30 protein-coding genes and 2 tRNA genes are annotated in these 26,763 nt (G+C 65.4%); 16 read left to right on the plus strand and 16 right to left on the minus strand.

What is annotated here, in order from left to right; all coding sequences use genetic code 11:
- Positions 1-59: 59 nt before the first annotated feature.
- The gene (locus HWY30_RS25995; RefSeq protein ID WP_090804332.1) at positions 60-1,529 is read right to left on the minus strand and encodes an oligosaccharide flippase family protein; all 1,470 of its coding nucleotides are present in this window, start codon (positions 1,527-1,529) and stop codon (positions 60-62) included.
- 473 nt (positions 1,530-2,002) lie between these two features.
- Here HWY30_RS25995 and HWY30_RS26000 point away from each other — a divergent pair, with 473 nt between their 5' ends.
- The 4 genes from HWY30_RS26000 (at position 2,003) to HWY30_RS26015 (ending at position 7,476) form a co-directional block, all read left to right on the plus strand.
- The gene (locus HWY30_RS26000; protein ID WP_090804334.1) at positions 2,003-3,874 is read left to right on the plus strand and encodes an alpha/beta fold hydrolase; all 1,872 of its coding nucleotides are present in this window, start codon (positions 2,003-2,005) and stop codon (positions 3,872-3,874) included.
- Between the two features lie 136 nt (positions 3,875-4,010).
- A complete protein-coding gene (locus HWY30_RS26005) occupies positions 4,011-5,153 on the plus strand; it encodes a mannose-1-phosphate guanylyltransferase (RefSeq protein ID WP_090804336.1) in 1,143 nt (380 codons plus the stop codon).
- 373 nt (positions 5,154-5,526) lie between these two features.
- Complete coding sequence (locus tag HWY30_RS26010) at positions 5,527-6,246, plus strand: FadR/GntR family transcriptional regulator (RefSeq protein WP_090804340.1); 720 nt, start codon at positions 5,527-5,529, stop codon at positions 6,244-6,246.
- Positions 6,247-6,429: 183 nt separating this feature from the next.
- Entirely contained in the window at positions 6,430-7,476 is a 1,047-nt protein-coding gene (locus HWY30_RS26015) for a Gfo/Idh/MocA family protein (RefSeq protein WP_090804342.1), read from the plus strand.
- A 34-nt stretch (positions 7,477-7,510) separates the two neighbouring features.
- Here HWY30_RS26015 and HWY30_RS26020 read toward each other — a convergent pair whose 3' ends face one another.
- The 7 genes from HWY30_RS26020 to HWY30_RS26050 all read right to left on the minus strand — a co-directional run bounded on the left by HWY30_RS26020 (position 7,511) and on the right by HWY30_RS26050 (position 13,095).
- Positions 7,511-8,170 carry an amino acid ABC transporter permease gene (locus HWY30_RS26020; protein WP_090804344.1) on the minus strand — a complete coding sequence of 220 codons (660 nt, stop codon included), beginning with the start codon at positions 8,168-8,170 and terminating at the stop codon, positions 7,511-7,513.
- A 195-nt stretch (positions 8,171-8,365) separates the two neighbouring features.
- Positions 8,366-9,160 (minus strand): cystine ABC transporter substrate-binding protein, encoded by a 795-nt coding sequence (locus HWY30_RS26025; RefSeq protein ID WP_090805719.1) that lies wholly within the window; start codon positions 9,158-9,160, stop codon positions 8,366-8,368.
- Between the two features lie 106 nt (positions 9,161-9,266).
- The gene (locus tag HWY30_RS26030; protein ID WP_090804346.1) at positions 9,267-10,289 is read right to left on the minus strand and encodes a quinone-dependent dihydroorotate dehydrogenase; all 1,023 of its coding nucleotides are present in this window, start codon (positions 10,287-10,289) and stop codon (positions 9,267-9,269) included.
- Positions 10,290-10,415: 126 nt separating this feature from the next.
- Positions 10,416-11,261 carry an arginyltransferase gene (locus HWY30_RS26035; protein ID WP_090804348.1) on the minus strand — a complete coding sequence of 282 codons (846 nt, stop codon included), beginning with the start codon at positions 11,259-11,261 and terminating at the stop codon, positions 10,416-10,418.
- A gap of 101 nt (positions 11,262-11,362) precedes the next feature.
- Positions 11,363-12,100: a leucyl/phenylalanyl-tRNA--protein transferase gene (gene aat / locus HWY30_RS26040; protein WP_090804350.1), complete on the minus strand. Its 738-nt coding sequence runs from the start codon at positions 12,098-12,100 to the stop codon at positions 11,363-11,365.
- A gap of 9 nt (positions 12,101-12,109) precedes the next feature.
- Complete coding sequence (locus HWY30_RS26045; protein ID WP_090804352.1) at positions 12,110-12,655, minus strand: NUDIX hydrolase; 546 nt, start codon at positions 12,653-12,655, stop codon at positions 12,110-12,112.
- Between the two features lie 363 nt (positions 12,656-13,018).
- Positions 13,019-13,095: transfer RNA gene (locus HWY30_RS26050), tRNA-Met, on the minus strand.
- A 223-nt stretch (positions 13,096-13,318) separates the two neighbouring features.
- Here HWY30_RS26050 and HWY30_RS26055 point away from each other — a divergent pair.
- On the plus strand, positions 13,319-13,816 hold the full coding sequence (locus HWY30_RS26055; RefSeq protein WP_090804354.1) for a heme-degrading domain-containing protein: 498 nt from the start codon (positions 13,319-13,321) through the stop codon (positions 13,814-13,816).
- 10 nt (positions 13,817-13,826) lie between these two features.
- Positions 13,827-14,159, plus strand: coding sequence for a DMT family transporter (locus HWY30_RS26060; RefSeq protein ID WP_425199402.1), 333 nt, complete (start codon positions 13,827-13,829; stop codon positions 14,157-14,159).
- 45 nt (positions 14,160-14,204) lie between these two features.
- Here HWY30_RS26060 and HWY30_RS26065 read toward each other — a convergent pair whose 3' ends face one another.
- Both HWY30_RS26065 and HWY30_RS26070 read right to left on the minus strand, forming a co-directional pair.
- Complete coding sequence (locus HWY30_RS26065) at positions 14,205-14,594, minus strand: hypothetical protein (protein ID WP_090805720.1); 390 nt, start codon at positions 14,592-14,594, stop codon at positions 14,205-14,207.
- A gap of 82 nt (positions 14,595-14,676) precedes the next feature.
- Positions 14,677-14,868 (minus strand): hypothetical protein, encoded by a 192-nt coding sequence (locus HWY30_RS26070; protein ID WP_090804358.1) that lies wholly within the window; start codon positions 14,866-14,868, stop codon positions 14,677-14,679.
- Positions 14,869-15,169: 301 nt separating this feature from the next.
- Here HWY30_RS26070 and HWY30_RS26075 point away from each other — a divergent pair, with 301 nt between their 5' ends.
- Positions 15,170-15,457, plus strand: coding sequence for a hypothetical protein (locus HWY30_RS26075; protein ID WP_090804360.1), 288 nt, complete (start codon positions 15,170-15,172; stop codon positions 15,455-15,457).
- Positions 15,458-15,655: 198 nt separating this feature from the next.
- Entirely contained in the window at positions 15,656-15,940 is a 285-nt protein-coding gene (locus HWY30_RS26080) for a DUF1488 family protein (protein ID WP_090804362.1), read from the plus strand.
- Positions 15,941-16,033: 93 nt separating this feature from the next.
- On the opposite strand, the gene HWY30_RS26085 is transcribed toward HWY30_RS26080, so the two are convergent.
- Entirely contained in the window at positions 16,034-17,008 is a 975-nt protein-coding gene (locus HWY30_RS26085; protein WP_090804364.1) for an NAD-dependent epimerase/dehydratase family protein, read from the minus strand.
- Between the two features lie 144 nt (positions 17,009-17,152).
- On the opposite strand from HWY30_RS26085, the gene HWY30_RS26090 reads away from it, so the two are divergent.
- Both HWY30_RS26090 and HWY30_RS26095 read left to right on the plus strand, forming a co-directional pair.
- Positions 17,153-18,001: a TetR/AcrR family transcriptional regulator gene (locus HWY30_RS26090; RefSeq protein WP_090804366.1), complete on the plus strand. Its 849-nt coding sequence runs from the start codon at positions 17,153-17,155 to the stop codon at positions 17,999-18,001.
- Positions 18,002-18,047: 46 nt separating this feature from the next.
- Entirely contained in the window at positions 18,048-19,184 is a 1,137-nt protein-coding gene (locus HWY30_RS26095; protein ID WP_090805722.1) for an enoyl-CoA hydratase/isomerase family protein, read from the plus strand.
- A gap of 64 nt (positions 19,185-19,248) precedes the next feature.
- Here HWY30_RS26095 and HWY30_RS26100 read toward each other — a convergent pair whose 3' ends face one another.
- Positions 19,249-19,674 carry a hypothetical protein gene (locus HWY30_RS26100; RefSeq protein WP_090805723.1) on the minus strand — a complete coding sequence of 142 codons (426 nt, stop codon included), beginning with the start codon at positions 19,672-19,674 and terminating at the stop codon, positions 19,249-19,251.
- 528 nt (positions 19,675-20,202) lie between these two features.
- Here HWY30_RS26100 and ssuD point away from each other — a divergent pair.
- The 4 genes from ssuD to HWY30_RS26120 all read left to right on the plus strand — a co-directional run bounded on the left by ssuD (position 20,203) and on the right by HWY30_RS26120 (position 23,575).
- Positions 20,203-21,363, plus strand: coding sequence for an FMNH2-dependent alkanesulfonate monooxygenase (gene ssuD / locus HWY30_RS26105; RefSeq protein ID WP_090804368.1), 1,161 nt, complete (start codon positions 20,203-20,205; stop codon positions 21,361-21,363).
- Positions 21,364-21,437: 74 nt separating this feature from the next.
- A complete protein-coding gene (gene ssuC / locus HWY30_RS26110) occupies positions 21,438-22,286 on the plus strand; it encodes an aliphatic sulfonate ABC transporter permease SsuC (RefSeq protein WP_090804370.1) in 849 nt (282 codons plus the stop codon).
- Positions 22,283-23,302 (plus strand): ATP-binding cassette domain-containing protein, encoded by a 1,020-nt coding sequence (locus HWY30_RS26115; RefSeq protein WP_090804372.1) that lies wholly within the window; start codon positions 22,283-22,285, stop codon positions 23,300-23,302. The genes ssuC and HWY30_RS26115 overlap by 4 nt, the downstream gene beginning before the upstream one ends.
- A 57-nt stretch (positions 23,303-23,359) precedes the next feature.
- Positions 23,360-23,575, plus strand: a complete 216-nt coding sequence (locus tag HWY30_RS26120; RefSeq protein ID WP_090804373.1) for a TOBE domain-containing protein — start codon at positions 23,360-23,362, stop codon at positions 23,573-23,575.
- A 35-nt stretch (positions 23,576-23,610) separates the two neighbouring features.
- Here the strand turns inward: HWY30_RS26120 and HWY30_RS26125 are convergent, their stop codons facing one another.
- Positions 23,611-23,871 carry a hypothetical protein gene (locus tag HWY30_RS26125; protein ID WP_090804375.1) on the minus strand — a complete coding sequence of 87 codons (261 nt, stop codon included), beginning with the start codon at positions 23,869-23,871 and terminating at the stop codon, positions 23,611-23,613.
- A gap of 239 nt (positions 23,872-24,110) precedes the next feature.
- Here HWY30_RS26125 and HWY30_RS26130 point away from each other — a divergent pair, with 239 nt between their 5' ends.
- Complete coding sequence (locus HWY30_RS26130) at positions 24,111-24,308, plus strand: hypothetical protein (RefSeq protein ID WP_013089281.1); 198 nt, start codon at positions 24,111-24,113, stop codon at positions 24,306-24,308.
- Between the two features lie 147 nt (positions 24,309-24,455).
- Positions 24,456-24,698: a DUF6566 family protein gene (locus HWY30_RS26135; protein WP_090804377.1), complete on the plus strand. Its 243-nt coding sequence runs from the start codon at positions 24,456-24,458 to the stop codon at positions 24,696-24,698.
- A gap of 224 nt (positions 24,699-24,922) precedes the next feature.
- Here HWY30_RS26135 and HWY30_RS26140 read toward each other — a convergent pair whose 3' ends face one another.
- From HWY30_RS26140 to dusA, 3 genes are all read right to left on the minus strand, one after another.
- Complete coding sequence (locus tag HWY30_RS26140; protein ID WP_090804379.1) at positions 24,923-25,192, minus strand: hypothetical protein; 270 nt, start codon at positions 25,190-25,192, stop codon at positions 24,923-24,925.
- A 351-nt stretch (positions 25,193-25,543) separates the two neighbouring features.
- Positions 25,544-25,619, minus strand: a tRNA-His gene (locus HWY30_RS26145).
- An 89-nt stretch (positions 25,620-25,708) separates the two neighbouring features.
- Positions 25,709-26,698: a tRNA dihydrouridine(20/20a) synthase DusA gene (gene dusA / locus HWY30_RS26150; protein WP_090804381.1), complete on the minus strand. Its 990-nt coding sequence runs from the start codon at positions 26,696-26,698 to the stop codon at positions 25,709-25,711.
- Positions 26,699-26,763: the final 65 nt, after the last annotated feature.

Genomic DNA, 26,763 nt, shown 5'->3' on the forward strand with positions numbered 1-26,763 from the left:
CAGGTCCACCGACCGTGAACGAGCGGTGGACCGGCGTCATTGATTGCGCGCGCCGGGACTCAGCCTCGTGCCCGTCCGGACGACGGCGCGCAACGCAGCCAGAGCCTGTAAAGCGCGTCGCGCAACTCGCTCGACCCGCGCAGCGACATGCCGAAGTTCGCCGCGCTCAACGCGAGCGCGACGACGATCGCCAGCAGCAACGCGCTGATCGAATCCGCGAGCGCGAGCGCGACGAGCAGAAACGCGAGATGCGCGAGCATGTTGCGCACGATCGTCCATGCATGCAGCCGTGAGAACGCAAGCAACACCGAGTAATCGAGCAGCACCTTCAGCACGACGACGACCGCCGCGCCCATGATGCCGAACCAGTGGATGCCGCACCATAACGCGCCGGTAAAGAACGGCAACTGAAGCCAGTTGACGCTCGCCACTGCCACGGGATGGGTCTGCGCCTGCAACAGGCTGCCGAGGATGCTCGACTGGCCGCTCAGCCACACGCCGAGGATCAGCACGCTCGCGACCGGCGCCGCGGCGGCGAGCTGCGGTCCGAGCCACAGCAGCAAAAACGGCTTCAGCGCGAACAGCGCGATGATCACGCATGGCGTAAATGCTCCATTGAGAAACGCGAGCGCGTTGTGCGCGAGCGCATCCGCATCCTCGCGCGACGCCGCCGACAGTCGCGGAAACAGGGTGCGCACCATCGCGAGCGGCAGCAGGTTCAATCGATTGATCAGGTTTTGCGGCGTCGCGTAGTAAGTGACGAAGCGCGCGCCGAGCAGTCCGCCGATGAACACGCGGTCGAGCGTCGACGCGATCATGTTGGCGCCGGAAAACATCAGCAGCCAGCGGCCGTTGCGGAACAGCCCGATCATCAGGCGCCATTGCGGCATCTGCATACGGCGAATGCCGAGCGCGCGAATGGCGGCCACGCCCAGCATCAGGCCGCCGACGAAACGCGCGATCACAGCGGCTGGAATCGCGATCGCCAGTGACGGCGAAAAGCAGAGGACCGCCGCGATCGGCAGCAACTGGAACAGCGCGGTGCCGAGCGTCTGGTTGATGTTGTAGCTCGTGAAGCACTCGACGCCGGTAATCGCGCCCGCGAACACCCAGGTCACGTTCGCGATCGGCACAGCGACCGCGATCCACGGCAGGCTCGCCATCACTTCATGCTGGAACGTCGGCTCGATTTTCACGCCGTAGGTGATGTAGACAATGGCTCCGGCATAAATCAGCGCGCCGCCGATGATGCCGGTACCGAGATTCATGAACCACGCACTCCAGAAGATCGGTTCGATCGAATCGTCGCTGGCCGCGCGAGCCTTGGCGATCTGGTTTTCGGTCGCCAGACTGGTGCCCAGATCGAGGACGCTGAAGTAGCCGATCAGCGCCCACACCAGATTGATCACCCCGTAACGCTCGGCGCCCAGCAGATGAATGTAGGTGGGCACGGTCACGAGGGAAACGAAGGTCGGCGCGACGGCGCCGGCAAGGTTGATGAAGATGTTCCTGACGATGCTTCGTTCCATGTTCCATTGCCGGGCCGGTGAGAAGGGCCGCGCGGACATACGCGGCGGCATCAACGCGTCGCAGGTCTTGCATCTTGCCCCCGGGCGCCGCGTGACTGTGTGGGTGGCCGTACAGATAGCCGCGATCGGCAGGGGGTTAAATGGCAAAGCTCATAGGGTAGCGCAGTGGTTGGCCACGAGCCGGCCGCGCGCACCGCATTGCGGAGCATTCCTAAGCGCGCCCGCGCCGTCTCCATCACGTAATGCTCGCGGCACGCTGCACGCAGCCGCCGGCATCGACCACAGCGCATGACCGACGCGATCCGCCGCGCGTCGGTCCACACGCGGGGCATGCTGCACTGCACTGCACAGCACGCTCATCGACACACGCCAGCGCAGCGCGATTCGGAACCCAAACTAATGTGGCGCGACGCACATATGCGCGAGAGCACCTTTGTTGTAATCATTTGAAAAGGAAGAGTAAGGAGCGGACCGTGAGACCCATCGTCTTCGACGGCAAATTCGGCTGGTTGCATCCAGCCAACGGCCCGGATGGCGTTGTGATGTGTTCCCCGTTTGGCTACGACACGCTGTGCACGTATCGCGGCATGCGCCGGCTCGCCGAGCGCCTCGCCGCGCGCGGCATGCCGGTGCTGCGCTTCGACTACCCGGCGACCGGCGACTCAGCCGGCGACCCGACCGACGCCGGCCTGTGGCGCGCATGGATCGACAGCGTGAAGCAGGCGGTCGCGCAGCTGCGCGAGGCGACCGGCGTCGAGCGTGTCAGCGTGTGCGGTCTGCGTCTCGGCGGCATGCTGGCCGCGCTTGCCGCGCAGGAACTTGGCGATGTGCACGGTCTCGTGCTGATGTCGCCGGTGCTGTCGGGCAAGACTTACCAGCGCGAATTGCGCGCGCATTACCGGCAGTGGTTGAACGATCCGGCCGCGATGGATTGCGTGGTCGAGCCCGATACCGACGAGTTCGTCGAAGCGTATGGCTTTCGCATGTATCGCGACACGCTGCAAAGCCTGCACGCGGCGGATCTGTATCGCGCGACGAGCCGGCCGGCCGCGCGCGTGCTGCTGCTCGATTCGCTGAACCCGGCGCGCGCCGGTGCGCTCGCCGCGCATTACAGCGAACATGGCGTCGAGCTCGAGCGTCACCCGTTCGACGAATACAGCCGCTTCATGATGGAACCGCTCGAAAGCGAAATACCGCACGCCGCTTTCGAGACCATCGAGAACTGGCTGCTGGCGGGGAACGCGCAAACGGCCCAAACGACCCAAACGGTGGCGCGCGTGCCCGAGCGAGGCGAAGTGCCGGCGGGCGGCCACTATGTCGCGCCGAGGCTGCACGAGACGCCGGTGTGGCTGAACGAGGGCAAGGTGTTCGGCATCTACTGCCGGCCCGACGGCGCCGCGGCGGCGCGCGCCCCGGCGGTGCTGCTGCTCAATACCGGCGCGGTGTCGCGGATCGGCAATGGGCGTTTCGGCGTACATTTCGCGCGGCGTCTCGCACGCCAGGGGATCGCGTCGCTGCGCATCGACGTCCGTGGTGTCGGCGACAGCATGCCGTCGTGCGACACGTTGAGCCTCGACGCGCTGTACTCTCAGTCGAGTGTCGGCGACGCCGCGTACGCGTCGCGCTGGCTTGCCGCGCGCGGTCATGCGGGCGCGCTGCTGCTCGGCATCTGCTCGGGCGCCTACGCCGGCCTGCATGCGGCGATGCGCGAAGCGGCGGTGGTGGGCGCGGTGATCGTCAACGTGCAGAAGTTCAGATGGCGTAACGTCTGCGACGAACACGGCAAGCCGATGATCCCGGTGTCCGCGTTCGGCTCGACGCGCAACTACCTGCGCTCGATGAAGCAGCCGGGCAAATGGCTGCGCGTGCTCAAGGGCGAGACGGGCGGCTGGGGCCTCGTGCGCGAGCTGGTGGCACGCCAGCTCGCGCGGACCGGCGAAACGCTGGCCGACCGGATCGAGCAACTGTGTGGCCTCGAATTCGGCGCGCGTGACGAGCGGCATCTGTTCGCGAACCTCGAAGCACGGGGCGTCGACACCCACCTGGTGTTCGGTGTGCTGGACGAAGGCGTCGAGGAGCTCGAGCGCTACTTCGGCGTGCGCGGCACGCGGCTCGCGCGCTTCACGCGCATTCACGTGGCCTTCTGCAAGCACACCGATCACGCGATCCTGTCGTCGGTGGCGCAGGAAAACATCATGTCGTACGTCGAGAACGTCTATCGCGGCGGCTTCACGAAGCTGCGTCAGCCCGACAGCGCGGCGCTCGACGGCGAGCTGCACAGGCAGCACCCGGAGCACGATGAACATCGCGCCGCGGGGGCGTTGCGTCCGTTCGGAGAAGCATAGGGAGCACGCGGACAGACAGGGGCGCCCAGGCAGCACTGTGTGTCGCGCGCATACGACTGAACGCGCGTGCGACCACGAGGCACTTGCTGGCGTCATGCCGGCCCGTGAACAGGATCTGGATTCGACAGGATCGCAAATGAATCGAATGGTAGAACCAGGTAATCCGCCCGCGCCGCAGGCTGGGACCGCCGCCGCGCTGCGCGAACTGACCGTGCAACCGGTGATTCTCGCGAGCGGCTCCGGTACGAGGCTGTGGCCGCTGTCGCGCGAACCCAATCCGAAGCAGCGGATCGGGCTGATGGGCGACCAGTCGCTGCTCGAAGCGACGCTGCGCCGGCTCGACGACGCGTTCGACCCGGCCGCGCCCGACGCGGCCCGCACCACGCCGCCCGCCGCGCCGCTGGTGGTCTGCTGCGAGGAACTGCGGCTGCCGACGCTCGAGCGCCTCGAGCAGTACCGCAAGCCGGTGCGCATACTGCTCGAACCGATGGCGCGCAACACCGCGCCGGCGCTGACCGTCGCGGCGCACGCCGCGCGCGCGTCGGCCGCGGCCGGCGACGATCCGATGCTGGTCGCGCTGCCCGCCGATCATCCGATCGCCGATCAAGCGGCGTTCGGCGCGGCGCTCAAGGAAGCGCTCGCGTATGCTTCGCGGGGCGCGATCGTCACGCTCGGCGTGCCGCCGCAGCGCGCGGCGACCGGCTACAGCTATATCCGCACCGCCGCGGCCTTGGGAAACCGGGGCGCGCGGACGATCGAGCGCTTCGTCGAGAAGCCCGATGCCGAGCTGGCCGAGCGCTACTTCGCGTCGGGCGAGTACTGGTGGAACAGCGGCATGTTCGTGGTGCGCGCGTCGGTGTGGCTCGACGCGATCGGCCTGTGCCGTCCGCTGATCGCGGCGGCCTGCAAGGACGCATTCGCAGGCGCGAGCATCGACGAGGCCGGCGCGCTGCATCTCGCGCGCGACGCCTTCGCCGCGTGTCCGTCCGACTCAGTCGACTATGCGGTGATGGAGCGCATGGGCACCGACGCGCGTCTCGTCGGCGTGACGGTGCCGCTCGACGCGGGCTGGTCGGACCTCGGCGCCTGGGACTCGGTGTGGGACGCGTCGAGCAAGGACGGCGACGAGCGCTTCCTGCTGTCGGAGAATCAGTCGACGTTGATTCCGCTGGGCGTCAGGCATCGGCTCGAAAATGCTGGCAAGACGCCGCTGGAAATCATCGAGGTGCATTCGGACGGCGATCCCGGCGAAGACGACATCGTGCGCTTGCACGGCTGATGGACGCCGAGCTGTTCGGCGTCAGCGTGCTTTCGGAGGCGCAGGAGCCGATCTTTGTTCGCCGGAACACGCAGGCGTCCGACCACGTCCGTGCAAATCAGACAATTTCATCACGCCAACGTGCGAATGCGCACAATTCAAACCCCACAACGCAGGCACGCTTTGACGAGCGAGCTTTGTGCCTGGCGAAACAGATGGCGTTACACGAACGAAACAAATCTTCAGAGGGATAACCCTGTCAGGAAGTGTCCCACTGGCGCATCCGTTTCGAAGCTTGCAACGTATCGAAAAACGATTCTATTGGCATAACAGATACGTACGGGCCCTTCAATCAACAGGCCACGCGGGGTCAACACCGCTTCGGGGATATGTCATGGAACACGCAAACAAGGATCGCTCGTTGGTGAGCAAAGTCATGGACGGGCTCGTCAGCGGCATCGTCGAGGAAAAATACGGCGCGATTCTGCCGCCGCAGGATGTGCTGTCGAAGGAATTCGATGTGAGCCGCACCGTGATGCGCGAGGCGCTATCGATGCTGCTCGCGCGCGACATGCTCGACGTGCGGCCGAAGATCGGCACGCGCATCCGGCCGATGAGCGACTGGCGCATGATCGACGAGGACGTCGTCAATTGGCGTTTCCGTGCAAAGCCCGATCCGATGTTTCTGCGTGACGTGATCGAGTTTCGCATGCTGATCGAACCGCGCGCGTCGGCGCAGGCGGCCGCGCGCGGCAGTGCCGCGGAAGTCGCGGCGATTCGCGAGGCGTTCGAGGCGTTTCGCATGATCCGTCCGGGCGAGGCCGGCTATCAGGAAGCCGACGAGCTGTTCCATACGCGCATCGTGATCGCGAGCGGCAACCAGTTCTTTAAGCAGATGGCGGCGATCATTCGCGGCGCGCTGTCGACCCTCAATCCGGTCGTGCATGACCGGGAAGGGCTGTGGGAGAGTGCGATCGCATCGCATCAGCGCGTCATCGAAGCGATCGAGCGGCGCGATCCGAAGGAGGCCGAGATCGCTGCGCTCGCGATGATCGATTACGCGGCCGAGGAGGTCGGCGGCCGGTTTTCCGCGGAGCCGCCGGCGCGGGTTTGAGCGTGATTGCGAGCGCGGGCTGAGCGTATCTGTCAATGTCCGGCGGGAGCGGCGGGGTGGGGTGTCGAAGGTCGGTGCGCGGCAGTGATGCCGGATGGTTCGATCGGCCGGGTTCGCCGCGTTCGCAAGCGGCATCGGTGACAATAGCGGCTGTTCCGAACCGCATGGACCTTTGCACACACGATGACAGATACGACAGCGGCACTGCACGCAGCCAGCACCCAACCGACCGATCGGGCAGCGCAGGACACCACTTCATCGCGCGAGATCCGCTGGGGGATCGTCGGCACCGGCCGGATTGCGCGCCGCTTCGCGCAAGGGCTCGCGTTCGTGCCGCGGACGCGGCTCGCGGCGCTGTGGTCGCGTCGCGTGGAACCGGCCCGGGCGTTCGCCGATGAATTCGGCGGCGCCGTCTGCGCCAGTTTCGACACTCTGCTCGCGAGCGGCGTCGACGCGCTCTATATCGCGACGCTGCAGGACAGTCACGCCGACTATGCGATCGCCGCGTTGCAAGCGGGGCTGCACGTGCTGTGCGAGAAACCCGCGTGTATCAATCGTCCGCAGCTCGAGCGCGTGCTCGACTCCGCGCGCGCATCGCAACGGCTCTTCATGGAAGCGATGAAGCCGCCGTTCTATCCGCTCTACAGAAGGTTGCGCGAGCACCTCGCGGCCGAGCCGATCGGCGAGGTCGGGCTCGTGCGCGCGGGCTGCTCGGTGCCGGGCGTGCCGGCCGATCATCCGTCGCTGTCGTTCGAGCATGCGGGCGGCGCGCTGCTCGATATCGGCATCTACGAGATGTTTCTCGCGGTCGACTGGCTCGGCGCGCCACGCGACGTGCAGAGCTTCGGCCGGCTTGGCGCGACCGGCGTCGATACGTTCGCGAGTCTGAACAGCCAGCACGAGCGCGGCGGCATCGCGCAGCTATTCTGCGGGCTCGATCTGCATGGCAAGGGCGATGCGCTGCTGATGGCCCAAGGCGGTCACGTGACGCTGCACGAGCCGTGGTGGAACCCGTCGCGCGCGACGATCCGTTATGCGGATGGCCGCGTCGTCGAACTCGACGAACCGTTCGAAGGCGGCGGCTTGAACTACGAGACCGCGCACTTTTGCGAGCTGATCCGCGCGGGTGTGCTGGAGAGTCCGCTGATGCCGCACGACACGTCGCGACAGATGATCGCGATGGCCGACGCGGCGCGCGCGGCGTTGGGGCTCAAGTTCGCTGGGGAATGAGCCGCTGGGGGCAACGAAAAGGAGCGGGCGGCGCTCAGTGCCGCGTCGGCAGCGACAGCCGCCGCTCGTACCAGCGCTGCGCCCACTCGAGCACCTGACACAGCACCCAGTACACGGCCGCGGCCGCAAGATAAAGCGGCAGCGGCTGGTAGGTCGACGCGATGATTTCCTGCGCGCTGCGCAGCAACTCGGTCACCGTGATGACGGACACGAGCGAGGTGTCCTTGATCAGGCTGATCAGGCTGTTCGACAGACTCGGCACCGCGATGCGCAGCGCCTGCGGCGCGATCACGTAGCGCAGCGTCTGACGCCGCGACAGCCCGAGGCTGTACGAGGCGAGCCACTGGCCCTGGTGGATGCCCAGAATCGCGCCGCGCATGCTCTCGGACAGATACGCGGCGACGTTCGCCGACAGCGCGATCACGCCGGCCGGCGTCGGATCGAGCGAAATGCCGAAGCTCGGCAGACCGTAGTAAATCACGAAGATCTGCACGAGCAGCGGCGTGCCGCGCATCACGCTCACATAGACGCGCGCGATCCAGTTCAGCGGACGGCTGTGGCTGATGCCCATCAGCGCGAGCATGGCGCCGCCGATCAGGCCGAAGATCATCGACAGGATCGCGAACTTGATCGTCAGCAGCGCGCCTTGTGCGAGCACCGGCACTGATTGGAGCAGCAGGGATGTGATGGACATGGGCAGTGTTCTTATTGACGCACAAAGCGCACATCATAAACTTTGGCGCGCGCTCAGGCGCGGGCCGCGCGATGCGGCTCGGGGTATACGCGGCGCGCGGTTTGGCTCCCGCGGCTCCCGCAGCTCGCGTGGGCCGCAAAAAGCGCGAAGGGCGGCATCGTCATCGATGCCGCCCTTCGTTCGACTCCACGCGTGCTACTTGATCGGCTTGCTGACGTCGATGCCGAACCACTTGTCCGAGATCTTCGTGAAGGTGCCGTCCGCTTCGAGCTGGGTCATTGCGTCGTCGATCGCCTGCGCGAACTTCGGGTTGCCCTTTCTGAACGGAATGCCCGACGGGTTGCCCGGGCCGACGTTCGCGCCGGTGCGCAGCGGCAGGTTCGAGTTCTTCAGCAGGTACGCGAGCATCAGACGGTCGTTCAACGCCGCGTCGAGCCGGCCGGCGGCCAGATCACGCAGGTATTCGGGTGCGCCCGGGTAGGTCTTCACGTCGATGCCCGGCACTGCCTTCGCCATGTCCATGTAGTTCGTGCCGAGACCGACGCCGAGCTTCTTGCCCTTCAGGTCTTCGAGCGAGGTGAACTGGCGCGTGTCGTTCTTGCGCTGGATCAGTTGCGCCGCCGAGTACGTGTACGCCGGCGAGAAGTCGAGCGTCTGCTTGCGCGCGTCGGTGATGCCGACCTGGTTGACGATCACATCGAACTTGCCCGCCTGCAGACCGGCGATGATGCCGCTCCACTCGGTCGTGACGAACTCGGGCTTCACGCCGAGCCTGGCCGCGACCGCCTTGGCGATGTCGACGTCATAGCCGACCAGCTCGCCCGACGGCGCTTTCGAGTTGAACGGCGGGAAGGTGCCTTCGAGACCGATACGCAGCGTGCCGCGCTGCTTGACCTGGTCGAGCAGGTCTTCCGCGTGCGCCGTAACGGCGCTCAGCGACGCGCCGATCAGCGCGGTGGCGAGGAGCTTCTTCAACAGGCCGAATTTCATCATGTTCCTTTGTACGTCTGATGTTTTGACGGTCGAGAGCATAGCAAACGAGCCTATCGCAACCTAAATACCGTTTGTTTATGTCTATATGCAGCGGCGCGGATGCCTAGCGCAACGCCTGCGCGCATTCGGCGACGAGCGCCGGACCGCGGTAGATGAAACCAGTATAAAGCTGCACCAGCGACGCGCCGGCCGCGAGCTTCGCGCGCGCATCGTCGCCCGAGAAAATGCCGCCGACGCCGATGATCGGCACCGCCTCGCCGACTTCGGCGCGCAGCTTGCGGATCACCTCGTTCGACGCGTCGAACACCGGCTTGCCCGACAGGCCGCCGGCTTCGTCAGCATGCCGCATGCCGGCGACGGCGGTGCGCGACAGCGTAGTGTTGGTCGCGATGACGCCTTCGAATTTGTGGCGCAGCAAGGTGTCGGCGATCGACTTGATCTGCTCGTCGTCGAGGTCGGGCGCGATCTTCAGTGCGAGCGGCACGAGCTTGCCGTGCATGTCGGCGAGTCTTTGCTGCTTGTCCTTCAGCGCGGCGAGCAGCGCGTCGAGTTCGTCGGCGCCCTGCAGCTGGCGCAGGTTCTTCGTATTCGGCGACGAAATGTTGACCGTCACGTAGCTCGCGAACGGGTACACGCGCTCGAGGCAGTACAGATAGTCTTCAGCGGCGCGCTCGATCGGCGTGTCGGCGTTCTTGCCGATGTTAAGACCGAGGATGCCGCGATAGCGCGCGGCCTGGACGTTCTTCACGAACTGGTCGACGCCGGCGTTGTTAAAGCCCATCCGGTTGATCACCGCGTTCGCCTGCGGCAGCCGGAACATGCGCGGACGCGGATTGCCCGGCTGCGCGCGCGGCGTCACGGTGCCCACTTCGATGAAGCCGAAGCCGAGCGCCGCCAGACCGTCGATGCACGCGCCGTCTTTGTCGAGGCCCGCCGCGAGTCCGACCGGGTTTCGGAACGTCAGGCCCATCAGGGTGCGCGGCGAATCCGGCACGCGCGACGCGAGCGCGCCGGCGAGGCCGGTGCGACCGGCGGCGCCGAGCATGCGCAAAGTCAGATGGTGAGCGTCTTCCGCGTCCATGCGAAAGAGTTGGGCGCGAACGAGCGGATAAAGGGAGCTGAGCACGGGATGAAGCCGGACGGCCGGAAAATGGGAACCCGCTATTTTACCGGCTTTGGGCTTTGATGAGACTGGTGGGGCGTTGCCGGCGACGAGCAGGACCCGGCAACGACTCGACGGCCGGCGCCTCGACTACGGCCTGAGCGGCCCGCGTCGTCCATGCATCGCGAAATCGACCGGCGGCAGGTCGATGCTGGCCGGATCGAGCACGCGCCACGCGCCGTCGATCAAGCCTTCGAGCGGCCGGAAATTCGCCTTGTACGCCATTTTCGGGCTTTCGCGAATCCAGTAGCCGAGATACACGTACGGCAGGTTCAGGCTGCGCGCCTGCTCGATCTGCCAGAAGATGTTGTAGGTGCCGAAGCTCGCGTGCGGCAGGCTCGGCTCGAAGAACGTGTACACCGACGACAACCCGTCGCCGAGGATATCGATCATGCTGATCATGCGCAGCGCGCCCCGCGCGTCAGGTGGCCCGTCAGGTCGCCCATCGGGCTGCAGCGGCGCTGGCTCACGAAACTCGACGAGCCGCGAGTTGATCCGGCTTTGCAGCAGGAACTGCTCGTACTGGTCGCGGCTGTCGCGATCCATGCCGCCGCCCGCGTGGCGCGCCGACTGGTAGCGCATATACAGCGCGTAATGCTCCTCGTCGTAGTGCAGCGGCGCGACGGTCGCGATCAGGTCGCCGTGCTTTCTCCATACACGCCGCTGCGTGCGGTTCGGCTGAAAACGCTCGACCGGCACGCGCACCGGCACGCACGCGCGGCAGCCGTCGCAATACGGGCGATACGTGAACACGCCCGAGCGCCGGAAGCCCGCCTTGACGAGGTCGGTGTAGACGTCCGAATTGATCAGGTGACTGGGTGTGGCGACCTGCGAGCGCGCGATGCGGCCGTCGAGGTAACTGCAGGGATAGGGCGCCGTTGCATAAAATTGCAGCGCGGAAAGCGGAGAAAGAGGCAGCTCGTTGGGATGAGTCACGTTGGCAGCTCTCGAAGCGTCTCTGGTAATGCAAACCCGGCACGCCCGGCGGTTGATGCCGCTATTCGATGGGCGGCGGACCGGATTCGGCCTGATTTTTCCTACGCCGCCCGCGCGAGGATGTCGAGCAGGGCGGTCTTGTCGAAGCGCCACGGGATAGCCGGCGCGCCGACAGACGCGCGAACATGCGCGACAAACGCCTTGCGCGCTATCTCGCGGCCGCCGAGCGACGCCAGATGCGACGTGTTCTGCTGGCAGTCTATCATTTCTATTTCGTGACGTCGCAAGTGGCCGACCAGCGCGGCCAGCGCCATTTTCGAGCCGTCGGTGACGTCGGTGTACATCGATTCGCCGAAGAACATCCGCCCGAGCGACACGCCATACAATCCCGCTACACGCTTGCCCTCGAGCCAGGTTTCGATGCTGTGCGCCTCGCCCAGGCGGTGCAGCGACGAATAGGCTTCGACGACGTCGGCGGTGATCCACGTGCCGCGCTGACCGTGGCGCGGCGCCTGCGCGCAGGCGCGCATCACGGCGGCGAAATCGTGATCGACGCGGATTTCCCACGCGTCGTCGCGCAACACGCGCTTGAGCGTCTTGCGCAGCGATGGCGACACCTTGAACTCGGCGGGGCGCAGGATCATGCGCGGATCGGGGCTCCACCACAACACCGGCTGGCCGTCCGAATACCACGGGAAGATGCCGCGCCGATACGCGTCGATGAGGCGCGACGGCAGCAGATCGCCGCTTGCCGCCAGCAGACCGGGCGCGCCGCTCGCGGCGCCGAGCGCGCGCTCGACGGGCGGAAACGGGTCGTCAGCTCCGAGCCAGGGAACCATGCGCGCCGCTCAGCCTTCGCGCAGGGAGCGGAAGATGTCGCCGGTATGCAGGCCGAAACTGCCGGCCGCGCGGTCGGCGAAAAAAAAGCGCAGCGTCTGGCCGACGGTCGGAAACGCGATCTCGTCCCACGGAATCTCGTGCTCCTCGAACAGCTTCACTTCGAGGCTTTCCTCGCCGGCGACGACGTCGAGATCGAGCAGCCGCGCCATGTAGAACAGATGCACCTGATGCACGTGCGGCACATTCAGCAGCGAAAACAGGTTCTGCACCTCGACGCGGGCGCCGGCTTCCTCGAGCGTTTCGCGCGAGGCGGCTTCGGCCGTCGTCTCTCCCATTTCCATGAAGCCGGCGGGCAGCGTCCAGTAACCGTAGCGCGGCTCGATCGCGCGACGGCACAGCAGCACCTTGTCGTCCCACACGGGAACGGTGCCGACCACGTTACGCGGATTCTGATAATGCACGGTGCCGCAACTGCCGCATACGAAGCGCTCGCGATTGTCGCCCGGCGGAATGCTCAGACTGACGCCGTGGCCGCAGACAGAACAGAATTTCATTGGAAAGGGGACGAGAAAGGGTGATAGGAGTTTATCACCGGGGCGGGGGATTACTGAGGCGCCGACAGGGGCTGCGCGAGACGACGTCCAAGGCGGCGAGCGCCGTCGTGTCTGACATTGATTGACAGTCGATTTTTGGATGCGCTGATGGCATCGGTCCTGATGGTTGCGATGGAGGCCACAGCGTCCACCGCAGTCGTCTTTTCTCTCTTGGACATTGCCCCGTAGCTTGGCGCGTCATTCAGTTGACGCGCTTTTTTTTTTCGCCTGAGGGTGGGGCGGTCAAGGGGATCGCCAGACCAAGGCCACAAAAACAAAAAAGGGTTACACGCCAATGCGTTGTAACCCTTCAATGATTTCGGTTGGTTGCGGGGGTAGGATTTGAACCTACGACCTTCGGGTTATGAGCCCGACGAGCTGCCAGACTGCTCCACCCCGCGTCCGTCGAAGAAAAGATTATAGACCAGCTATATGACCAGCGCAATAGCCATGTAAGAATTGGCTTCATTGCGCTTCGCTCTGCCCGCGCGACGTCGCCTATCGGAAAGGCTCTGGAAAGCCGTGCGCGGACGCTGCGCTAGAATTCAGATTCTCCACGCGGCTCGCCGGATCTTCACGACGGCGGCCCCTTTGACTCTGATGCCCCGACCCGTTCTGAACCCCATGGATATCGCTCACGACCTGCAGGTCATCGCCATTCAGGAAAAGACCCTCGTGTTTCCCCGCTTCGATGCCGACCGCGCGTGGCAAGTCGGCGCGTATCTGCACGAAGTCGCGAAAGCGCGCGGCATTGCCGCTGCGATCGACGTGCGCACGTTCGGCCAGCCGCTGTTCTTCAGCCTGCTCGACGGCGCGACGCCCGACAACGTCGACTGGGCGCGCCGCAAGGGCAACACGGTCGCGCAATTTCGCCGTAGCTCGTACGCGATCGGTCTGAAAATGCAGTTCGCGGGCGCGACGCTCGCCGACAAGCACGGACTGCCGGCCGCCGAGTACGCATCGCACGGCGGCGCGTTTCCGCTGGCGGTGGAAGGGGCGGGCGTGATCGGTTCGATCACGGTGTCCGGTCTGCCGCAGCGCGCCGATCATGAACTCGTGGTCGAAGCGCTGTGCGCGCATCTCGGTCACGACTACGGCAAGCTCGCGCTCGCGAAAAACTGACGCGATGCGCATACCCCCGTATGCGCTGCTCGCGATCGCGATCGTCGCCGAAGTGATTGCGACTTCCGCGATGCGGGCCTCGGACGGCTTTTCACGGCTGCTGCCGTCGATGGTCGTCGTGCTCGGCTACGGCATCGCGTTCTATTGCCTGTCGTTGACGCTCCCAAGCATTCCAGTTGGCATCGTCTACGCGATCTGGTCCGGCGCGGGCATCGTGCTGATCACGCTGGTCGCGCTAGTGCTGTACCGGCAGGTACCCGACGTGCCGGCGATCATCGGGCTGGGATTGATCGTCGCTGGCGTCGCGGTGTTGAATCTCTTCTCGAAGATGCAGGCGCATTGAGCCCCGCGCCAGCCGCCGCGATTGCCGCCAGGCACGTAAATCGGCTTACTTGCAGCGCACGATCATCGAGCGGCCCTTCACGTTCGCCGACGCCACGTTCGTGACGCTGCCGCCGGCGGTGCCGCCTTCGTCGTTGTCCTTCGACACGATGTCGTAGCCGGTCGCGCCGCAGGCCTTACCTGCTTGCACGTAGCACGAGGCCCAACTCGAGCCGGCGTCGGCGCCGCTGCAGTTGACCGCGAAGCCGGTCTGGCCGTTGGGCAGATTGATCAGCGTGGTCGTGTTCGACGACGCGCAGCCGCCCAGTCCCGCGGCAAGCAGCAGCGCGGCGGGCAAGGCGGCCGACAGCGACGCGCGACGCACGAGGGCAAGCGCGGCGCTGGATCGGAGGCGGTGGAATCGGCCGGCGCGTCGCGGTTGCGTCGTGAATTGCATCGTGTTGTGTCCTTTCATTCAGATAGAGGGGGGCTGCCGGGTCGGGTCGGCCGCTGTGGAGCGCGAGGACGCGCGTCACGGCTCAGGTCATTTCGACCGTGATGCCCGCCGCGTTGAGGAGCCGCCGGGCTTCCGCGCCTTCTTCAGTGGCTGCGTCTTCCCAGATGCCGATCGCTTTCGGGATGTCGATGCCGTGACTTTCGGCGTACTCGAACCAGCGGTTCGCCGCATCCGGCTCGGGCAGTTCATGATCGTGCAGAAAATATTTTCCCATATTGCGCTCGCTGGCCTCGAAATGGCGTCGTAACAGGTACCGTGCGACAGCATGGAGCATGCCGGTATGGACCGTTCGACCAGCGCGCGCGGCTGAAGTGCGGCGCGGCTCTTTGGCGCGGCTCTTTTGGTGCGGCGCGGGGGGCGTCTCGCGAGCAGAACTTATCGCGCTGCAACGCGCCTTATCGTTATGGGACGGGCCGCCCGCACACACCCAGTGCAGCGGCGCGCCGCATGCTGAAGCATCAGGGCGGCGCCGTTGCGACTGGCGCCAGCTTTGCAACCGCAACAGGAGGACGAAGATGGCTGAACGGGTCAGTGGCCCTTATCGCGGCTATTACATCAGCGCCGCCGCGCGCCTCGTGCCAGGGGGCAGCACGTCGGGCCCGTCGGGCGACGCGCACACCAAAGCGGACGGTACTTACGTCGGCACGGTCAGTCTCGCCGAGCTCGGCCCGGACGATCCGCACCGGATGGAAACGCTGCTCGAGCTCGGCGACCGGCAACGCTTCGACAGTGAAGAAGAGGCGCTCGCGTTCGTCGAACGGGCGGCCCGCGAGTATGTCGACCGATTGCTGGATGGGCCGTGAGCATGTCGGCGATTTCCGTGCAAAGGGCCCGCCGATGGGCTCGCCAAGGCAGCGCGCGATGCCCTGAATCAGGCGCCCGCGCGCGCTGGACCGTGATCCGGCGGCGCGAGTACCATAGCGGGACTCGCGAGGATCGGCGGCGCGCAGCGGCCTTCCGCGCGAGCTACATTCCCGCCGCCAACTTCTGACGAGGCGACCATGAAAATCCGTTTTCCCGAAGACGCGCCTGCTTACCGCGACTCCAACCTGACCGTCGTGTTTTCCGCGCTGGTGGACGGTGAGCCGGTGCCGTGCGCGATCTCGGTGGAAGCGCTCGAGGATCATTTCGGCGCTTACAGCGAGAACCTCGACGGCTGGCTGCGCGCGTTCGATGCGGGCCGGCCGCGCATCGAGGCCGTTGCGCGTGAGCATCTGCAGATCAGTAACGGCACACCCGTGCTGCTCAAGAGTGGCCACTTTCCGCCGGGGCAGATGGCAGGCTAAGCGGACCTGCCGACGGACCGTCGGCGCCAGAGGCCGGGTGCAGGTCCATCTCTGCGGTTTTCACTTCACCTACGCATCGCCAACGCCTTGCCGCTAATTCATGTCGCGTGCCGGCACTACCTCGCGCGCCGCTTCGAAGCACCGCCTGATCCCTTCCTGATACGACGTCTTCCTGAGCGGCCCGATCAACGTCGCGAGCGCCGAATCATCGAGCACGACCGGCTCGGTCATCAGATAGTTCATCTCGACCAACTCGCGCATCAGCGGATTGAATAGCCCGAGCACGCGCAGCATGCCCTTGCCGGCCACCATCAGCTTCGGCCCGGAGCCCGCAAGCGCGTAGGCCTCGCGAGCCACCTCGCGCTGCGTGATCGTGCCGGCGCCCGCGAGATGCCACCAGCGACCGTAGGCTTCGGGCGTGCGCGTAAGTCGTTCGATCACGGGACCGACATCCGGCAGATAGATGAATTCGTGCGGTACGTCGACGGGACCGAGCACCTGCGCGCGCTTGCCGGTAGCGGCGCCAACGAAGACACCGTGCAACAGGCTGCGCTCGACCCCCGGTCCGTAGAAATCGGGCAGTCGCAATACCAGCGTTTCGAGACCTTTCTGGCCATGCGCGGCCAGCACGAGCTTTTCCTGTTCAAGCCGCATGCGGCCCTTGAACGTGTGCGGCTCGCGCGGATGATCTTCGCGGACCGGGTTGCCGCGCGCGCGGCCATACGGATACACGGTGCCGATCAGAATGAAGCGCTCGACACCGGCGGCCGTCACGCCAGCCAGCGTTTTCTCCATCAACGGCGGGTGCTGCGCGAACTGGTCGTAGGGCACGCCGACGAGGTAGATCACGGTCTGCAGACCGGCGGCCGCGGCGCGGATCGAGGCGGGGTCGTCGGGGTTCCAGGTGACAATCTCCGCGTGCGGGTCGTCACCGAAAGTCCGTTGCAATACCTCGCGCGAGCGGCCGACCACCCGGTAATCGCGGCCCGCCGCGCCAAGCGCCGTCGCGATGCTTTGACCCGCAGCGCCCGCTGCACCGAATAAACCGACCTTTCCCGTGGCTTGCATGACGATTCCCTCAGATGGCGGCGCGACATCGTCGCGCGCTCGTGGTTGCTCGATTTGACAGATTAAAATTTACTGAACATTGTTCAGTAAACGATGTTCAGTTTAAATTGACTTTTCAGTTTGTCAATCTGAAAATTGCGAGTCATGGGAATCGCCGAACGAAAAAACCGCCAGAAGCAGGCACTGCGCGAACGCATCCTCGATGCCGCGCGGCGCATCGTCGTGGGCGAGGGCTTTGCCGCGCTGTCGATGCGCAAGATCGCTGACGCGATCGAATATTCGCCCGCCACGTTGTATCTGCATTTCGCGAGTCGCGACGACATCGCGCGGGCCTTGTGCGCCGAAGGCTACGCGCAGTTGCTCGCGACCTTCGTGCCGCTCGTGCAGATCGCGGATCCCGCCGAACGGCTGAAGGCGCTCGGGCGCGCGTACGTGGCGTTTGGCGTCGAGCATCCTGAAACGTACCGGCTGATTTTCATGGAGGACCCGAGCTATACCGGCGCGGCGCTCGGTGGCGGGGTGGGCACTGGCAAACACGACGGCAACACGGGCGACACAAGCGCGAACGCCGGGACCGCTGGTTCGACCGCCTCCCTGGGCAACGCCGCCGGCGGCGTTGCCGACGACGATCCCGGCGACGCCGCGCTGCACATCATGATCGACGCGCTCGACGAATTGCGAGCAGCGGGGCGTCTGTCGGCGTCGGTCGCATCGATGGAGCCGGCCATCTGGGCCGAGGCGTTGTGGGCGAGTCTGCATGGCATCGTCGCGCTGAATCTCACGTGCCCGGTGTTTCCGAGCGCGCCGCTCGAGACGCTCGTCGGCGTGACGCTCGACGCATGGCTCGGTGTGCCGCAGGCCGTGGCGGCGGGCGCATCGAACAGCGCCGCAGTCCGCGGCAAAAAAACCGTCGCGCGGCGCCACGCCAAGTCGGCCGGCTCCACGGACCCGGCCCCCGAGCTCCCCACCAAACGCAAAGCGGCAGGCCCGTGATAACGTTCGGTTCCACCTCATGCCGCGCCGCCGCGCCCAGTTCTCCATGTCCACGTCCGCCTTGCCCGCCACTAGCGACGAAATCGCGACCCACGTAGCCAACCGCATCGGTCTCATCGAACTGGAGCGGCCGAAAGCGCTGAACGCGCTGTCGACCGGCATGATCCGCGCGATCCACGCGGCGCTCGACCAGTGGCGCGAGGACCCCGAGGTGCTGGCCGTCGTCGTGCGCAGCCGGCACGAGCGCGCGTTCTGCGCGGGCGGCGACATCCGCTTCATGTACGAAGCGGCGCAAACCGGCGACCAGGAGGCGCGCGATACATTCTTCAGCGAGGAATACCGGCTCAATCACGCGATCTTCGTGTATCCGAAGCCGTATATCGCGGTGATGAACGGCATCGTGATGGGCGGCGGCGTGGGCATTTCGCAGGGCGCACATCGCACCGGCGGCCTGCGGGTCGTCACGCAATCGACGAAGATGGCGATGCCCGAAACCCGTATCGGCCTCTTTCCGGATGTCGGCGCGAGCTGGTATCTCGCGCGCACGCCCGGCGCGATCGGCCGCTATCTGGCGGTGACCGGCGAGACGATCGGCGCGGCCGACGCGCTGTACGCGGGCCTCGCCGATGCCTACATCGACGACGCGGCGTTGCCCGCGCTCGTCGATAGGTTGAGCCGCGAACCGTTCGAGCGCGGTGCTGATGTGGTTGCGTGCGTCGAGCGCGAGACGCTCGCGTATCAGGTCGCGCCGCGGCCCGAGGAGAGCGCGCTCGCGAAGGCGCGTACGTTGATCGACCGGCATTTCGCGCTGCCCGACGTCGCGCGGATACTCAAGTCGCTCGAACAGGAACGCGAGCGCGGTGGCGACGCGGCGGAGTGGGCCGAGCAGACGATCGCGGTGCTGCGCGAGCGCTCGCCGCTGTCGATGGCGGTCTCGCTCGAAGTGGTCACGCGCGCGGAAGGGTCGATGGCCGACGTGCTGCGCACTGATCTCGATCTGACGCGCTCGAGCTTTCTGCGCGGCGATACGGTGGAAGGCATTCGCGCACGCATCATCGATAAGGACAACGCGCCGCGCTGGCGTTTCGCGCGCATCGAGGACGTCAACCGGGCCGATGTGGAGCAGATGTTCGACAGCCCGTGGCCGGCGAACGAGCACCCGCTGGGCGCTCTGCGCGGCTGAACGCGCGGCCTCGCGAACCCGCCCGCGCGAATCTACGCGTTGCGCGAATTCATGTTCGCCGCGCTTATTCCTCTGCCTCGCTCGCCATGAACGCGCGCATGAACACGAGCGCACCCCAGCCCCACATCGCGTTCGCCGTGAAGCCCACCGCGAGGCGCGGCAGCATGTTGCCGCTCGGCCAGATGCCGCGCAGCGGATCGACGACGAATACGCTCGCCGCCGTCAGCACGATGCCGCCGAACACGAACGCGGGTACCCACGGCGCGCGCCGATGCGGCGCGACGCGCAGCAGCCAGGCCATCAGCACGGCCCAGCACGCGCTCCAGATTGCGTTCGCGATGAACTCAGGCAGGCCGAGCGGCAAAAACGGCGCGGTCGAAAAACCGCTGGGGTCGATCATGCCGGCAGCGTGCATCAGCGCCAGCGTCGATTCGCGAAAGAACAAAGAAGCCAGAAAACCGGCGACGAACGGCAGAATAATTTTTTGCATGCATTGCACCGGCAACGTACAGGCGACTCGCAAGACCTGTACCGGGTGATTGGAAACGAGCGCCATTATATCGACCGGGGTTGGGCGGCCGGGGCCGCGTGTGTAAAGCGCAACAACCGTATGCGGTAGAACCGGGCTAATCACGAAAGCGGAAATCCTAAGCTCAATAAAATCGTTCAAAAGCCGCGGACCGCTCCATAGACTGTTTCCTCATGCAGACGGCTCGGGTGTCGCCGTCGTCCGATAAATCGAGCGCATCACGCGCACGTTGGTCGAGGAAAGCCGTCGCAATGTCGAGCCTCACACCGAATCTCCGTTGTCGCAGGGCTCACGCGCGGTCGTGTTCGCGGTGTCGTCCGCCAGGCGCATAGCCTTTCGATTTGACGCAGTTGCCGATGGCCTGAGTCCATCGTCCGTTTCTCAATCCTTCAACGCGTCGCAGCGCTTTGCCGGTTGCCGGCTCGATGCGCGCGGTCGGCGCTCGCGCTCACCGTTTTCGTTACGTCAGGAACAGGCAGGAGTAACAACATGAATGTGTTCTGGTTCATTCCGACTCACGGCGACAGTCGCTATCTCGGTACGTCCCAAGGCGCACGCGCAGCCGACTACGACTACTTCCGGCAGATCGCCGTCGCCGCCGACACGCTCGGCTACGAGGGCGTGCTGCTGCCGACCGGCCGCTCGTGCGAGGACGCCTGGGTCGTCGCGTCGAGCCTGATTGCCGTGACGCAGCGGCTGAAGTTCCTCGTCGCGATTCGCCCGGGGCTGTCGTCGCCGGGACTCGCCGCGCGTATGGCGGCGACGTTCGACCGGCTGTCGAACGGGCGTCTGTTGATCAACGTGGTGACGGGCGGCGACGCGGCCGAACTGGCCGGCGACGGCGTGTTCGTCGATCACGACACGCGCTACGAAATCACCGACGAATTCCTGCATATCTGGCGCAAGCTGCTCGCCGCGTCGCACAGCAACGAAGCGATCGATTTCGACGGCAAGCATTTGCGGTCGAAGGGCGGCAAGGCGCTATATCCGCCGGTGCAAAACCCGCATCCGCCGCTGTGGTTCGGCGGCTCGTCGGCGGCCGCGCACGATATCGCGGCCGAGCACATCGACACCTATCTGACGTGGGGCGAGCCGCCCGAAGCGGTCGCGAAGAAGATCGCCGACATTCGCGCACGCGCCGCGGCGCGCGGCCGGCGAATCCGCTTCGGCATCCGTCTGCACGTGATCGTGCGCGAGACCGAGGAGGAAGCGTGGGCCGCGGCCGACAAGCTGATCAGCAAGCTCGACGACGACACGGTCGCGCGTGCGCAGGCGTCGTTCGCGAAGATGGATTCGGAAGGGCAGCGCCGTATGGCCGCGCTGCACGGCGGCAAGCGCGGCGGGCGCGAGCAGCTCGAGGTCTATCCGAACCTGTGGGCGGGCGTGGGGCTCGTGCGCGGCGGCGCGGGCACCGCGCTGGTCGGCAGTCCGGAGCAGGTGGCCGCGCGTATGAAGGAGTACGCTGCGCTCGGCATCGAGACGTTCATCCTGTCGGGCTATCCGCATCTCGAGGAATCCTACCGCTTCGCCGAACTCGTGTTTCCGCTGCTGCCGCAACGCTTCAGCAAGGTTGCCAACGGGCCGTTGTCGGGGCCGTTCGGCGAAATCGTCGGCACCAGCTATCTGCCGAAGGCGGCGAGCGCGAGTTGAGCGCGCCCATAGCATGGGTCGCGCGGCTTGCGCGACACGCGCACGACGATCGACAGGCAAGGAGAAAAGCCAACATGAGTGATACCACTTTGAGCGCGGGAACGGCGGCAACCCCGCAGCCCGCGTCGACGACGCGCGCTGCCGCGCTGCGCCGTTTCGGCGCGCACCTGCTGCCGTGGCTCGCGCCGATCGGGATCCTGCTCGCGTGGGAAATCGCCGCGCGCAGCGGAGCGCTGTCGACGCGCGTGCTGCCCGAGCCGCTCGCGGTCGTGAAGGCCGCATGGTCGCTGATCCAGTCCGGCGAAATGTGGGCCGACGTGAAGGTCAGCACCTGGCGCGCGGTGTCGGGCTTCGCGATCGGCGGCGGCATCGGTCTGATGCTCGGACTGGCGACGGGTCTCTTCAAACCCGCGGAAATCGTGCTCGATTCGACCGTACAGATGATCCGCAACATTCCCGCGCTCGCGATGATTCCGCTCGTGATCCTGTGGTTCGGCATCGAGGAACAAGCGAAGGTGTTCCTCGTCGCGCTCGGCGTGTTCTTCCCGGTCTATGTGAACACGTTTCACGGCATCCGTTCGGTCGACGCGAACCTGACCGAGATGGCGCGCAGCTATGGCGTCAAAGGTTTCGCGCTGTACCGCCACGTGATTCTGCCGGGTGCGCTGCCGTCGATCCTGGTCGGCGTGCGTTTCGCGTTCGGTCTGATGTGGGTCACGCTGATCGTCGCCGAGACCATTTCCGCGCAATCGGGCATCGGCTACATGACGATGAACGCGCGCGAATTCCTGCAAACCGATGTGGTGGTGGTCGGCATTCTGCTGTACGCGGCGCTCGGCAAACTCGCGGACATGCTCGCGAAGAGCCTCGAGCGCGTGTCGCTGCGCTGGCATCCGGCCTATCAGCGAGGAGCAAAAGCATGAGCGCAACGACGCTATCGACGACGTTCGGCGGTATCGCGGGCAGCGATCTCGAGACCGAACTCGCGCAGCCGCGGCTCGCGGATCACGACGCGAACGAGGCTGCGGAGGTCGAGCGGGACGGGGCGGCCGGGACTCATCACGGCTCGCAAGCCGGCTTGCAAGCCGCTCCCGCGCTGGCCCGCAGCGACGCGCGCCCGGCGAGCGACTACGCGGTGCAATTGCGCGGCGTCGGCAAGCGCTATGGCGAGCGCGAGGTGCTGTCGGGCTTCGATCTGTCGATCGAGCGGGGCAGCTTCGTCGCGATCGTCGGCCGCAGCGGTTGCGGCAAGTCGACCTTGCTGCGGCTCGTCGCGGGTCTCGAGGAAGCCAGCTCGGGCGTGCTCGAAAAGCGCGCCGGGAACGGCGGTCCGCTCGACACCCGCATCATGTTTCAGGATGCGCGTCTGCTGCCGTGGAAAAGCGTGCTGCAAAACGTGATGCTCGGCCTCGGCCGCGGCGCGCGCGACGATGCGCGCGCGGTGCTCGCCGAAGTCGGCTTGCTCGAACGCGCGAACGACTGGCCCGCGCAACTATCGGGCGGTCAGCGGCAGCGCGTCGCGCTCGCGCGGGCGCTCGTGCATCGTCCGCAATTGCTGCTGCTCGACGAGCCGCTCGGCGCGCTCGATGCGTTGACGCGCATCGAAATGCACGCGCTGATCGAAAGGCTGTGGCGCGAGCATCGCTTCACCGCGCTGCTCGTCACGCATGACGTGCACGAAGCCGTCGCGCTCGGCGAGCGGATTCTGCTGATCGAGGAAGGCCGCATCGCGCTCGATCAGCCGGTCGCGCTCGCACGTCCGCGCGCGCGGGCGTCGGCGGGCTTCGCCGCACTCGAAGACCACGTGCTGCAACGCGTGCTGAACAACGCGCCGAACAACGACACGCTGGCGCATCGCGCGTATCAGCCCTATGACCCGTATGGCTTGCCCGAACCCTGCCGTCTCACGCGGCCGACCGAAGTGCGCTGGGCCGTCTGAGTTTTCCTGGCAAATCGATCCGATCTGTTACCAACTGCTTCTATGGAGTGATCTGAAATGAGCATTTCCGCCATCAACGTGCGCAATCAGTTCAAAGGCAAGGTCAAGGAAATCATCCGCGGCTCGGTGGTGTCCGAGGTTGACGGAGAGACGCCGTTCGGTATCGTCACGTCGGTGATCACGACGCGCTCGGTCGACGAACTCGAACTGAAAGTCGGCTCGGAGGTGGTCGCGCTCGTGAAGTCGACCGAGGTGTCGATCGCGCGGCTTTGATGACGCTCCGCCAATGCGAGCGGCGTGCGCAGCGGCTATTTCGCGTTTGCGCCGCTTGCGGGCGGCTCGTGCGACATGTGGTCGTTGGTTGGCTTCGCCGGCCGCTTGATCGGCATGTTGTCCGGGTTGCTCGAACTGCCGGCGCCCGAGGCGGCCTCGGGCGGTTTGGCCATCGGCGCATGGCTGTCCGGCGGCGCGCTGGGCGCCGTCTGCGCGACGGCGCTCGCGCCGCTCGCGAAGAGCGCCGCGAGCGCGGCGGCGGTGGCCGTCAACGTGGCCCAATTGCCTCGCTTCATGTCGTTCTCCTTGGATGTCGCGTGCCGTCTGCAGACACGCGGCTGTGTGCACGATTAGCTAGTAGCAGGCCGCGTTCCGGGGCCGCTGCTGGCGCGTTGAGGCGTGCTCCTAACGGTCACGCCGGTTTCAGACGCCGATTGCCAGGCTCGGCGCTCCGGGGAGCGGGCTCGTCACGCGCACACCTGCATCCGCCGATGAAACTTGCTACGATGAATTGAGCATTCCGACGGAGACGGCCATGTCGAAGTCCTTGAGTCCTGAAGCGGTCGAAGCGTTGCGGCGTCTGAACGACGTCGGCGTCGGACAGACGGCGCCCGAAGTCGCGCAGTCCGTTGCGGCGGAGTTGCTGGCATGCGACCTGGTTGCCGAAGCGGGCAGCGGTGGGGTCGAAATCAACTGCAACGGCCGGCAGTATCTTTCCGGCGATTGCAACTGATCCGCTGATCGGCGGCCGGCCGCACGGCCGGTGTGTAGAGCGAGGCGGCGCGTCGCGGGTGAGCCGCGAGCAGGTGATTGGCCAGCGCGACGCCAGCTGGACGCGCGCGTCCGCCTACCCGCGATCAGCGAAACCACGGAGACGAGCATGGAGCCGAAGGGCGTCGACATGGGCGACTATCAGGCGCGCTATGGCGACTACGACATCGAGGTGGCGGTGGAACAGGTACTGACCGGCGTCAAGGCGCATTTCCGGGTGCTGCGCGACGATTCGACGGTGGTCGACTGGCAGCTCGTGCATATCGATAGCTTGTGGTCCACCGAGCATGCGGCCGCCGAGGCGACTTTTCGCGCGGCGCGCGAATTGATCGATGCGGGGCTGGCGAGTTAGACGCGGATAGCCGCGTTGCGACGGAAGGGGACGTCGTGTTCGGATGAGGCAAGGAAGCGGCAGGCGCACGAGACAACGGTTGCAAACCGAACGCTACCCGGGCAACGTACCGGATACCACGGCTGCCGTAAATGCAACTAGGCGCCGGCATCGATACTGCATGCGCGGCGCCCAGTTTGATCGCTGCCTTCAGAGGCAGCGGATCTGACGGTACTGCTGGCGGCTTAGTGGCCGAAGAACACCGATTGCGGACCCGACGTGGGTTCGGTGCGCGTGCCCGATTGCGTCGACACGCTATTCACGCCGCCGTATGCATTCGATTGCGCGTTGGCGCGTTCAGCAGCGACGGTCTGCGCGTTCTGGCCTTGTTGCGAAGCCGGCGCGCCAACCGACGGACGGTAGTACGGTGCCGGACCATAGCCGCTGGCGAAAGCGGGAGCGGCGATAGAGGCAGAAGCGGCAACCAGCAGGGCGGCGATAAACTTGGTCTTCATGGTAGGACTCCGATAACGTTTCGTCTGCATTTCAGGAAGATGTTGCAGGAGCCAGTGAACCAGGTGTCTGCAACCTCGATGGAAGCCAGTGTATACCCCTACTATTGAAAATTTGTGCCGATAATCTGAAATTACTATTCCCGACGAAGAAACAATCGTTCAGACGTACGCGCCGCAAGGCGGACCGGTGAACCGGCCCTATTGGCCAAGCGGTTTTTGAGAGGCGGAAGAAGGCGGGAAGGGGTGATTGCAGTGCGGAAAACCGCACAGAAATCATGGAAAACGCAGAAGGCCGTCAGCAAAACAAAAACGGCGTTGTGATTGCTCACAACGCCGTTTGCTTGAATTCTGTGGGGTGGCTGATGGGACTCGAACCCACGACGACAGGAATCACAATCCTGGACTCTACCAACTGAGCTACAGCCACCACTAACATCCGCTTGACTTGCTCTAAAAACCTGTCTCGCCGACGAAGAAACGAGATTATAGGGACTAGATGGTGGTTTGCCTAGTCCTTTATTCAAAAATTTCGATGGGCTCGCGCAGATGCTGTCTTGCTTCGTCGAAGATGGTCAGATCACGGGCCGCAAGTCGCTTGCTGTCGGACAAAACTCGACGCCAACCACGCGCACCCGCTTCGCCGCGATACAGCCCAAGCGCATGGCGCATGATCGCGCCGAGATAGGTGCCGCGCGCCATTTCGGTCGCGCAATACTCGATCAGTTTCGCTTCGACCTGCTCGCGCGTCAGAGGCGCCTGCGCGGAGCCATAGAAGCGCGCGTCGACATCGGCGAGCAGGTAGGGGTTGTGATACGCCTCGCGCCCGAGCATCACGCCGTCGACGTGCTGAAGATGCGCGTCGACTTCGTCGAGCGTCTTGATACCGCCATTGATGACGATTTCCAACTGCGGAAAATCGCGCTTCAACTGATACGCGTAGTCGTACTTGAGCGGCGGAATCTCGCGGTTTTCCTTCGGGCTCAGGCCCTTCAGTATCGCGTTGCGCGCATGAACGATAAAGACCTCACAGCCGGCTTGCGCGATCGTGCCGACAAAATCGCGGACGAAGCCGTATTCGTCGACCGTATCGACGCCGATGCGGTGCTTGACCGTGACTGGCACCGATACGACGTCGCGCATCGCCTTCACGCAATCGGCGACGAGTTGCGGCTCGTTCATCAGGCATGCGCCGAACGCGCCGCGTTGTACGCGCTCGGATGGGCAGCCGCAATTCAGGTTGATTTCGTCATAGCCCCATTGCTCGCCGAGCTTAGCCGAACGCGCGAGATCGTCGGCCTCGCTGCCGCCGAGTTGCAGCGCGACTGGCGCTTCGTCGGGCGTGAATGCGAGATGACGCGGCACGTCGCCATGCAGCAGCGCGCCGGTCGTCACCATTTCCGTGTAAAGCCAGGTATGGCGCGAAATCATTCGATGCAGCGAGCGGCAATGACGATCCGTCCAGTCCATCATCGGTGCCACAGAAATGCGGCGAGGGCTTGAATTCATTGGCTTTCAGCGCCAGCACTGGGCTGGGCGGGTGTTTCGGCGTTGCGTGATTCAACGCAGTTTAA

The organism is Paraburkholderia tuberum STM678 (assembly GCF_902833905.1).
GTDB lineage: Bacteria > Pseudomonadota > Gammaproteobacteria > Burkholderiales > Burkholderiaceae > Paraburkholderia > Paraburkholderia tuberum.

Bases quoted from the DNA above. Each gene is read 5' to 3' on its own strand.
- HWY30_RS25995 (WP_090804332.1), bottom strand. From the start codon at position 1,529: ATGGAACGAAGCATCGTCAGGAACATCTTCATCAACCTTGCCGGCGCC.
- HWY30_RS26005 (WP_090804336.1), top strand. From the start codon at position 4,011: ATGAATCGAATGGTAGAACCAGGTAATCCGCCCGCGCCGCAGGCTGGG.
- HWY30_RS26010 (WP_090804340.1), top strand. From the start codon at position 5,527: ATGGAACACGCAAACAAGGATCGCTCGTTGGTGAGCAAAGTCATGGAC.
- HWY30_RS26015 (WP_090804342.1), top strand. From the start codon at position 6,430: ATGACAGATACGACAGCGGCACTGCACGCAGCCAGCACCCAACCGACC.
- HWY30_RS26020 (WP_090804344.1), bottom strand. From the start codon at position 8,170: ATGTCCATCACATCCCTGCTGCTCCAATCAGTGCCGGTGCTCGCACAA.
- HWY30_RS26025 (WP_090805719.1), bottom strand. From the start codon at position 9,160: ATGAAATTCGGCCTGTTGAAGAAGCTCCTCGCCACCGCGCTGATCGGC.
- aat (WP_090804350.1), bottom strand. From the start codon at position 12,100: ATGGTTCCCTGGCTCGGAGCTGACGACCCGTTTCCGCCCGTCGAGCGC.
- HWY30_RS26045 (WP_090804352.1), bottom strand. From the start codon at position 12,655: ATGAAATTCTGTTCTGTCTGCGGCCACGGCGTCAGTCTGAGCATTCCG.
- HWY30_RS26055 (WP_090804354.1), top strand. From the start codon at position 13,319: ATGGATATCGCTCACGACCTGCAGGTCATCGCCATTCAGGAAAAGACC.
- HWY30_RS26065 (WP_090805720.1), bottom strand. From the start codon at position 14,594: ATGCAATTCACGACGCAACCGCGACGCGCCGGCCGATTCCACCGCCTC.
- HWY30_RS26070 (WP_090804358.1), bottom strand. From the start codon at position 14,868: ATGGGAAAATATTTTCTGCACGATCATGAACTGCCCGAGCCGGATGCG.
- HWY30_RS26075 (WP_090804360.1), top strand. From the start codon at position 15,170: ATGGCTGAACGGGTCAGTGGCCCTTATCGCGGCTATTACATCAGCGCC.
- HWY30_RS26080 (WP_090804362.1), top strand. From the start codon at position 15,656: ATGAAAATCCGTTTTCCCGAAGACGCGCCTGCTTACCGCGACTCCAAC.
- HWY30_RS26085 (WP_090804364.1), bottom strand. From the start codon at position 17,008: ATGCAAGCCACGGGAAAGGTCGGTTTATTCGGTGCAGCGGGCGCTGCG.
- HWY30_RS26090 (WP_090804366.1), top strand. From the start codon at position 17,153: ATGGGAATCGCCGAACGAAAAAACCGCCAGAAGCAGGCACTGCGCGAA.
- HWY30_RS26095 (WP_090805722.1), top strand. From the start codon at position 18,048: ATGTCCACGTCCGCCTTGCCCGCCACTAGCGACGAAATCGCGACCCAC.
- HWY30_RS26100 (WP_090805723.1), bottom strand. From the start codon at position 19,674: ATGCAAAAAATTATTCTGCCGTTCGTCGCCGGTTTTCTGGCTTCTTTG.
- ssuD (WP_090804368.1), top strand. From the start codon at position 20,203: ATGAATGTGTTCTGGTTCATTCCGACTCACGGCGACAGTCGCTATCTC.
- ssuC (WP_090804370.1), top strand. From the start codon at position 21,438: ATGAGTGATACCACTTTGAGCGCGGGAACGGCGGCAACCCCGCAGCCC.
- HWY30_RS26115 (WP_090804372.1), top strand. From the start codon at position 22,283: ATGAGCGCAACGACGCTATCGACGACGTTCGGCGGTATCGCGGGCAGC.
- HWY30_RS26120 (WP_090804373.1), top strand. From the start codon at position 23,360: ATGAGCATTTCCGCCATCAACGTGCGCAATCAGTTCAAAGGCAAGGTC.
- HWY30_RS26125 (WP_090804375.1), bottom strand. From the start codon at position 23,871: ATGAAGCGAGGCAATTGGGCCACGTTGACGGCCACCGCCGCCGCGCTC.
- HWY30_RS26130 (WP_013089281.1), top strand. From the start codon at position 24,111: ATGTCGAAGTCCTTGAGTCCTGAAGCGGTCGAAGCGTTGCGGCGTCTG.
- HWY30_RS26135 (WP_090804377.1), top strand. From the start codon at position 24,456: ATGGAGCCGAAGGGCGTCGACATGGGCGACTATCAGGCGCGCTATGGC.
- HWY30_RS26140 (WP_090804379.1), bottom strand. From the start codon at position 25,192: ATGAAGACCAAGTTTATCGCCGCCCTGCTGGTTGCCGCTTCTGCCTCT.
- dusA (WP_090804381.1), bottom strand. From the start codon at position 26,698: ATGAATTCAAGCCCTCGCCGCATTTCTGTGGCACCGATGATGGACTGG.